Here is a 7,788-nt window from a genome sequence, read left to right on the forward strand (position 1 = left end):
ATGAAAACAGAACTAGTTGTTAAAGATAACGCCTTAATCAATGCCAGTTATAACCTCGATCTAGTTGAACAGAGGTTAATTCTCCTAGCTATTGTTGAAGCAAGGGAATCGGGTAAAGGGATAAATGCTAATGATCCACTAACAGTTCATGCTGAAAGTTATATTAATCAGTTTGGTGTACATCGAAATACGGCTTATCAGGCGTTAAAAGATGCTTGCGATGACTTGTTTGCAAGACAATTCAGTTATCAGAGTCTTAGTGAAAAAGGTAACACTATTAATCACAAATCAAGATGGGTGAGCGAGGTGGCTTATATTGATAATGAAGCTGTCGTTAGACTTATTTTTGCCCCTGCTATTGTGCCTTTAATTACTAGGTTAGAAGAACAATTTACAAAGTATGAAATACAACAAATAAGTAATTTAACAAGTGCTTATGCTGTTCGTTTATATGAAATATTGATTGCATGGCGTAGTACTGGAAAAACGCCTCTCATAACTATGTATGATTTTAGACAAAAAATAGGTGTACTCGAGACTGAATACAAACGAATGTATGATTTTAAAAAATATGTTTTAGACATTGCATTAAAACAAGTAAATGAACATACCGATATTATTGTCAAAGTTGAACAGCATAAAACAGGTAGATCTATTACTGGTTTTTCATTTAGCTTTAAACAGAAAAAATCAGCCACGCATTCAGTCGAATCTAAAAGAGATCCGAATACATTAGACCTCTTTTCAAAAATAACAGATAAACAACGCCATCTATTCGCCAACAAGCTCTCAGAGCTTCCTGAGATGAGTAAATATTCACAAGGCACAGAAAGCTATCAGCAGTTTGCTGTACGTATAGCTGCCATGCTGCAAGATGCAGAGAAATTTAAGGAATTACTTCCTTTACTCAGAAAATTAGGATTTCAATGACATTGTTAATTGAAATTGTTAAGTTAACAGTCAGGTATTAACACAAGTTGAAAACTGGTTTACATAATGAAAAAACTGTCAGTTTCAGAGTTAGCTAAGCTTTATGGATATTCAAGACAAGCCATATATGCACATATAAACAAAGGAAATTTATCTAAAGGATCTGATGGATTAATTGACTTTTCAGAGGCCCTAAGAGTTTTTGGGGAACCACAAAAAAAAGAGGATACAGTCAATCAAAGTCAATCAATTAACAGTCAAAACTTGACAGAAGTTGACTTACTAAAACGTCAAGTTGACATACTGGAAAAACAATTAAATCAGGCAATACAGAGAGAAAATCAATCTTTAGAACGTGAATCGTTTTATCAAGAACAGATTGAAGCTATGCAGCGCTTACTAGAAGCACCAAAAGCCAATATGACTACCTTTACCGATCAGAGCTTTAAACAGGATATAGCAACGGATCCTCGGTCGGAACTAGCAACGAACTATGACGAATTGACTACTCCTCAGCAAGACAATAAGCGTATTCCTATCCCGGAGCATGTTGAACCAGAACAGAAGAAGAGAGGCTTCCTAAGCCGCTTTTTCCTTCCATATGGTTAGCCAAGACTCCAGTTTTTTGAAGAGCCAATTTCAGTGCAAGCACTTGAAATAATGACTCCTCAAAAAACCGGATGATGTTTATTAAAACTGAATAAAACCGTGGAACATCGCTCAATTAGTGATCGTGGAACATGAATAATCAATAAAAAGCCGTTCTGGTGCCCTATACTCCAGAACGGCTTACGTTAATATAATGATATTTAAAGAGAAATATCAAGCATTTCGTATAAGGTGTATTATGTTAATTTTAGAAAATCTTCACTACTATTATTTTAAAATAAGCCTTATATCCAAGCATAAAACAAGGTTGTCTAGACTTCTTTTAACAGTAAAGTTATCATAAAACTGAATTTTATTTTTTAGGTAAGTTTATGCATTCTATCCGCATTCGTTAAGACACAACTATTTGCATAGTGACACTATTTTATAATGGTGGGCTTTTGTTGTGTCTTTAAGAATATATGCGGATATATAAAGTAAAAGTATGCTTAATTTATAAGTATGCTTTTAGTGCATAGTTTCCAGTTATAACTTAATTGACTAGCTATTTGTCCACCCTGTGGATGAATAGCTTTTTTTTTGGGAGGACACTGTGATGCTAGCTTTTGTTTTCACCTAAATCCTGTTTGCTGCATAAAAAATTTCAAGAGCTAAACAGGAGTAAATAAAAATGAGTTTAATTATTAAAGCGAGAAACATACGCTTGGATTATGCTGGGCGTGATGTTTTGGATATTGATGAATTGGAAATTCACTCTTATGACCGTATTGGTCTTGTGGGTGATAACGGAGCAGGAAAGAGTAGTTTACTCAAAGTACTTAATGGCGAAATTGTTTTAGCCGAAGCGACATTACAGCGTTTTGGTGATTTTGCACATATCAGCCAACTGGGCGGAATCGAAATAGAAACGGTCGAAGACCGGGCAATGTTATCTCGCCTTGGTGTTTCCAATGTACAAAACGACACAATGAGTGGCGGAGAGGAAACTCGTGCAAAAATTGCTGCCGCATTTTCCCAACAAGTACATGGCATTCTAGCGGATGAACCAACCAGCCACCTTGATCTCAATGGAATAGATCTACTTATTGGTCAACTTAAAGCATTTGATGGAGCATTACTTGTTATCAGTCATGACCGATATTTTCTTGATATGGTTGTAGACAAGATATGGGAGTTAAAAGACGGTAAAATTACGGAATATTGGGGTGGTTACTCGGATTACTTGCGTCAAAAAGAAGAAGAGCGACAACACCAAGCCGTAGAATATGAGCTGATGATGAAGGAACGGGAGCGATTAGAATCTGCTGTGCAAGAAAAACGCCAGCAAGCTAATCGATTAGACAATAAGAAAAAAGGAGAAAAATCCAAAAACTCTACCGAAAGTGCTGGACGACTTGGGCATGCAAAAATGACTGGCACCAAGCAAAGAAAACTGTATCAGGCAGCTAAGAGTATGGAAAAGCGTTTGGCTGCATTAGAAGATATTCAAGCACCAGAGCATTTGCGTTCTATTCGTTTTCGTCAAAGTTCAGCCCTAGAACTGCACAATAAGTTCCCGATTACGGCAGATGGTCTGAGCTTAAAATTTGGTAGCCGTACTATCTTTGATGACGCTAACTTTATAATACCGCTTGGCGCTAAAGTCGCTATAACTGGATCGAATGGAACAGGGAAAACGTCCTTGTTAAAAATGATATCAGAACGTGCTGATGGATTAACCATATCTCCAAAAGCTGAAATTGGCTACTTTACACAAACAGGATATAAATTTAACACGCATAAATCTGTGCTCTCCTTTATGCAGGAAGAGTGCGAGTACACAGTTGCGGAAATTCGTGCAGTATTGGCTTCAATGGGGATCGGAGCGAATGATATTCAAAAAAACTTATCCGACTTATCGGGAGGTGAAATCATCAAACTGCTTTTATCCAAAATGCTTTTAGGAAAATATAATATTTTGCTTATGGATGAACCAGGAAACTATCTTGACCTAAAAAGTATTGCCGCATTAGAAACAATGATGAAGTCCTATGCAGGAACTATTATCTTCGTATCTCATGACAAGCAATTGGTCGATAATATTGCTGACATTATCTACGAGATCAAAGACCACAAAATCATCAAGACTTTTGAGAGAGATTGTTAATGATAGCCAATCTAATCCGAACATTAATTATTGAACTCTTTAAAGGAAATTAAAAATGACAATTCAAGATATTCAATCACTTGCTGAAGCACACGGCTTGTTGCTTACGGACAAAATGAATTTCAATGAAATGGGCATTGATTTTAAGGTCGTTTTTGCTCTTGATACAAAGGGGCAACAATGGTTGCTGCGTATTCCTCGTCGTGATGGCATGAGGGAACAAATCAAGAAAGAAAAACGCATTTTAGAATTGGTAAAAAAACATCTTTCTGTAGAGGTTCCTGATTGGAGAATTTCATCTACAGAATTAGTGGCTTATCCCATACTTAAAGATAATCCTGTTTTAAATTTGGATGCTGAAACCTATGAAATAATTTGGAATATGGACAAAGATAGCCCGAAATACATAACATCTTTGGCAAAAACCTTATTTGAAATCCATAGTATTCCTGAAAAAGAAGTTCGGGAAAATGATTTGAAAATTATGAAACCTTCAGATTTAAGACCTGAAATAGCAAACAATTTGCAGTTAGTAAAATCTGAAATTGGTATAAGTGAGCAATTGGAAACCCGCTACAGAAAATGGTTGGATAATGATGTTCTATGGGCAGATTTCACCCAATTTATACATGGCGATTTATATGCTGGGCATGTACTAGCTTCAAAGGATGGAGCTGTTTCAGGCGTTATTGATTGGTCAACAGCCCATATAGATGACCCAGCGATTGATTTTGCTGGGCATGTAACTTTGTTTGGAGAAGAAAGCCTCAAAACTCTAATCATCGAGTATGAAAAACTAGGGGGTAAAGTTTGGAATAAACTATATGAACAGACTTTAGAAAGAGCAGCGGCCTCTCCTTTGATGTATGGTTTATTTGCCTTAGAAACTCAAAATGAAAGCCTTATCGTTGGAGCAAAAGCTCAGTTGGGAGTTATATAATTTAAAAATATGATTGCTGAGAACTGCCTTGTTTTGAAACTTGGTTGGCTTTAATTAGTTTTTAGTATTCTTTATAGAAAATGCCTCGATCAAGGGGCATTTCTAACAATCATTTAACATAAAATTTCTTATGCGAAATTACATACCAACTTTAACCACATTGTGGACAGGTTGGATTTTAGAGATAAGAAAAACTTCTAGGGCATTTGCTAAATAAGCCGTATCACGCTCAAAGCCTATTGTAATGATGGATCCAGCATCTTTCAGTCTTGGATCTATCGCAATATATTCAGTTTTATCTTCATTCCATCGGCAATATTTCATTACCCTGGCGCTTAAGCCATTACCACGATAACGGCCAGCACCTCTAGAAGTCCCAACACCGATATAAGTCACTAAATCCCCTTTGACAAACGCATATACACCTTGTTTATCGTAATTAGGAATTTTTCCAAAATTAAAATGTACTGGTGACCATTCAGGAGGCTTTCCTAATAGGTCTACATTCCAGTGATGTTCGAAGAATAATTCTGTATTACGTATTAACTTATTAAGTGTTGGATCTTCCACTACTTATCCCTCAAAATTTATAAATTAAAAAGCTTTCGGTCACGCTCATCTGTTAAATACTTATCCATCTGAGCAATTAATTTAGCTCTGGCTTGTTCATCATCTTCAGTGATCTTTAGCATACAGGATCCAATTAAAATTTTGCGTCTGGTATCATCCTTTCGAGCTTGTTCTTTCTCTTTAGCACGTTCTCTTGCCAGTGCTGCCTGTCTTTGAGCCTTTAACTGCTTTAGCTTTTCTTCCTGTGCTTTGATTTTGCTGTCTAGTGTTTCAGTAACGCTCATTAATCCAATACCATCATCCTGGGAAACCATCCCTAACATAAGCGCACTTGAATATGCATTCAAGGTGCTATATGTATAGTAATGTTTTCCTCGAAGAGCGCACTTATGCAAACTTCGTTTGCAAGTACGATTGGGGTCTCCCCAATACCCCGACAACCGTATCCACGGTTGTACTTCACTACGTGAAAATTTAAAAGCGAAAATAGGCATGGCGATTTACCACTTTTCAGTCAAAACCGTAGCACGATCAGCAGGGCGTTCCGCTACTGCTGCGATTGCCTATCGGGCAGGTGAAAAGATCTATTGTGAACGTGAGGGCCGAGAACATGATTACAGCCGAAAAACAGGTGTGGAATATAAAGAAATTTATTTACCCGAAGGCGCACCAGAACATTTAAAAAACCGGGAAAGACTCTGGAACGAAGTTGAACAACGGGAAACCCGAAAAAACTCGACAGTTGCCCGAGAATTTGAAATCGCTTTTCCAAGTGAATTAAATCAGGAACAACGCCTGGCCATGCTCGAAGAGCTATGCGCCAGTATCGTGGACAGACACCAGGTAGCCGTCGATGCCTGTATTCATGCACCGCATACTGGATCTGGTAGTGATGAACGCAATTATCACGCGCATATCCTGATGAGCACACGCAAACTTACTCAGGAAGGCTTCACCGAGAAAACCCGGGAACTGGATCAGAAACACAGTGGAGAAATCGAACACTGGCGCGAACACTTTGCCGATATCTGCAATATGCACCTGGATCTGGCTGGATACACTGCCCGAGTCGACCACCGCAGCTACAAAGACCAGGAGAATGGTTTAGAAGCCACGCTGCACGAAGGGCCGAAAGTCACCGAACTGCGCCGAAAAGGGATTGAGACCGAAATCAGCCGAAGCAATGACGAAATCAAACAGAGAAATCAGGCTCAGCTGCAATACAGCAAAAATATGGATCTGCTGATTGCTGAAAATGAGATCAAACTCAGCACACTGAAAACAGAACAGCAGATCCAAATCAAAAATAGCGCTAAAACGCCACCAATTGACGAAAAAGCCCTGTTTGAGGAAAAACAGAGGGAAACCCTTGGCAAAGTGCTAAAACGCGAAATCAGCGCAAAAGACGCGAATCTAGACCTGGATTTCATGCAGCGTAATCTCAAACAAGCCGAAATAACCCTGACCAAGCACCACAAACATCAAAATGAGTTCAATCAGCAGCTTGCCCAGGAGATCGTGAAAAGCGGACTCAAGCAAAGTCATGACAAATTGCAAAGCCTGGTCGATCAACACAACGAATTAACTCAGAACAAACCCTTACTGTTTGGAAAAAAAGCCTGGGAAGCCCAACGTGATGCGATTTACCAGGAGCACAAAAAGCTGAAAGGTCAGCATGAACACCAGAAAAAACATGGTGTGAAGGATTTATTGGAAAATGACAAATTCAAAGAACATGCCTGGAAGCAGTACCAACAACAACATCCAGCCAAAGCCAAGCAATACCAGACTCTATACCCATCCTATCAAGTCATTAAAAAATGTGTGGATGAGATCAAAGCAGAACAACAGATGAAACTCAGACAGGAACAACAGCTCAAAGCACAGCAACATGCGCCTAAAATGAAATCTCGTGGCATGAGTCGCTAAACAGAGCGAGTGTCTACGAGCGAACTGAGAAAATTTGCCCATCCCTTTCCCTGATTACAAGCTCCCTATCCATCAATCACCTGCTTTACAGAGCATCCCGAATGGGTGCGAACTTTCCAAATTTGATTCCTAAACCGAGCGTAGCGAGAAAAAAAGCTCATGAGCGAAGCGAATTCCGAGCTGCTTTTGATCTTGCTTTTGCTTTTTCTCAAATTCACGAAAATATGAACCAAAAATTGCCCCGACGAATCGAGCGAAAGCGAGATTCAATAGAGTTTGAGCGAAGCGAAAACCAAGGGCAATTTTTTACTCCCTGGGCTTTTAATTATTTTTAAGCTTTTAAATGCTTTTAATTAAGCTGTAATCCTTTATTCATAATGGTTCTAGAGATATTAAAACGAGGTTTACCTTGCATTAAAACGAGGTTTACCTTGCATTAAAACGAGGTTTACCTTGCATTAAAACGAGGTTTACCTTGCATTAAGCGAGATAATTATATAACCTCGTCTTATTGAATTAAAAATATAATCTTTTCATATGAAAACAGAACTAGTTGTTAAAGATAACGCCTTAATCAATGCCAGTTATAACCTCGATCTAGTTGAACAGAGGTTAATTCTCCTAGCTATTGTTGAAGCAAGGGAATCGGGTAAAGGGATAAATG

The 7,788-nt window shown here is 38.4% G+C and carries 9 protein-coding genes; 7 read left to right on the forward strand and 2 right to left on the reverse strand.

Annotated elements, in window-relative coordinates:
* The 4 genes from repM (at position 1) to FTU13_RS17125 (ending at position 4,625) form a co-directional block, all read left to right on the forward strand.
* Positions 1–930 carry a replication initiation protein RepM gene (gene repM, locus FTU13_RS17110; RefSeq protein WP_068553070.1) on the forward strand — a complete coding sequence of 310 codons (930 nt, stop codon included), beginning with the start codon at positions 1–3 and terminating at the stop codon, positions 928–930.
* A gap of 66 nt (positions 931–996) precedes the next feature.
* A complete protein-coding gene (locus tag FTU13_RS17115; protein WP_004896925.1) occupies positions 997–1,539 on the forward strand; it encodes a plasmid replication DNA-binding protein in 543 nt (180 codons plus the stop codon).
* Positions 1,540–2,209: 670 nt separating this feature from the next.
* On the forward strand, positions 2,210–3,685 hold the full coding sequence (gene msr(E), locus FTU13_RS17120; RefSeq protein WP_000052512.1) for an ABC-F type ribosomal protection protein Msr(E): 1,476 nt from the start codon (positions 2,210–2,212) through the stop codon (positions 3,683–3,685).
* A 55-nt stretch (positions 3,686–3,740) separates the two neighbouring features.
* Positions 3,741–4,625 carry an Mph(E) family macrolide 2'-phosphotransferase gene (locus tag FTU13_RS17125; RefSeq protein WP_000155092.1) on the forward strand — a complete coding sequence of 295 codons (885 nt, stop codon included), beginning with the start codon at positions 3,741–3,743 and terminating at the stop codon, positions 4,623–4,625.
* Positions 4,626–4,763: 138 nt separating this feature from the next.
* On the opposite strand, the gene FTU13_RS17130 is transcribed toward FTU13_RS17125, so the two are convergent.
* Positions 4,764–5,195 (reverse strand): hypothetical protein, encoded by a 432-nt coding sequence (locus FTU13_RS17130; RefSeq protein WP_039090891.1) that lies wholly within the window; start codon positions 5,193–5,195, stop codon positions 4,764–4,766.
* 17 nt (positions 5,196–5,212) lie between these two features.
* A complete protein-coding gene (locus FTU13_RS17135; protein WP_088749624.1) occupies positions 5,213–5,479 on the reverse strand; it encodes a mobilization protein in 267 nt (88 codons plus the stop codon).
* A gap of 208 nt (positions 5,480–5,687) precedes the next feature.
* On the opposite strand from FTU13_RS17135, the gene mobQ reads away from it, so the two are divergent.
* The 3 genes from mobQ to FTU13_RS17150 form a co-directional block, all read left to right on the forward strand.
* On the forward strand, positions 5,688–7,124 hold the full coding sequence (gene mobQ / locus FTU13_RS17140) for a MobQ family relaxase (protein ID WP_107111964.1): 1,437 nt from the start codon (positions 5,688–5,690) through the stop codon (positions 7,122–7,124).
* Positions 7,125–7,225: 101 nt separating this feature from the next.
* A complete protein-coding gene (locus FTU13_RS17145) occupies positions 7,226–7,459 on the forward strand; it encodes a hypothetical protein (protein ID WP_068553069.1) in 234 nt (77 codons plus the stop codon).
* A 202-nt stretch (positions 7,460–7,661) separates the two neighbouring features.
* A partial coding sequence (locus FTU13_RS17150; RefSeq protein WP_180161136.1) for a RepB family plasmid replication initiator protein occupies positions 7,662–7,788 on the forward strand: 127 nt, incomplete at its 3' end.

It is taken from the genome of Acinetobacter sp. YH12064 (genome assembly GCF_013419735.1).
Taxonomy (GTDB): domain Bacteria; phylum Pseudomonadota; class Gammaproteobacteria; order Pseudomonadales; family Moraxellaceae; genus Acinetobacter; species Acinetobacter amyesii.

Excerpts from the sequence above, each read along its gene's own strand:
- mobQ (WP_107111964.1), top strand. The coding sequence starts at position 5,688 with ATGGCGATTTACCACTTTTCAGTCAAAACCGTAGCACGATCAGCAGGG.
- repM (WP_068553070.1), top strand. The coding sequence starts at position 1 with ATGAAAACAGAACTAGTTGTTAAAGATAACGCCTTAATCAATGCCAGT.
- FTU13_RS17115 (WP_004896925.1), top strand. The coding sequence starts at position 997 with ATGAAAAAACTGTCAGTTTCAGAGTTAGCTAAGCTTTATGGATATTCA.
- FTU13_RS17135 (WP_088749624.1), bottom strand. The coding sequence starts at position 5,479 with ATGAGCGTTACTGAAACACTAGACAGCAAAATCAAAGCACAGGAAGAA.
- FTU13_RS17125 (WP_000155092.1), top strand. The coding sequence starts at position 3,741 with ATGACAATTCAAGATATTCAATCACTTGCTGAAGCACACGGCTTGTTG.
- FTU13_RS17145 (WP_068553069.1), top strand. The coding sequence starts at position 7,226 with ATGGGTGCGAACTTTCCAAATTTGATTCCTAAACCGAGCGTAGCGAGA.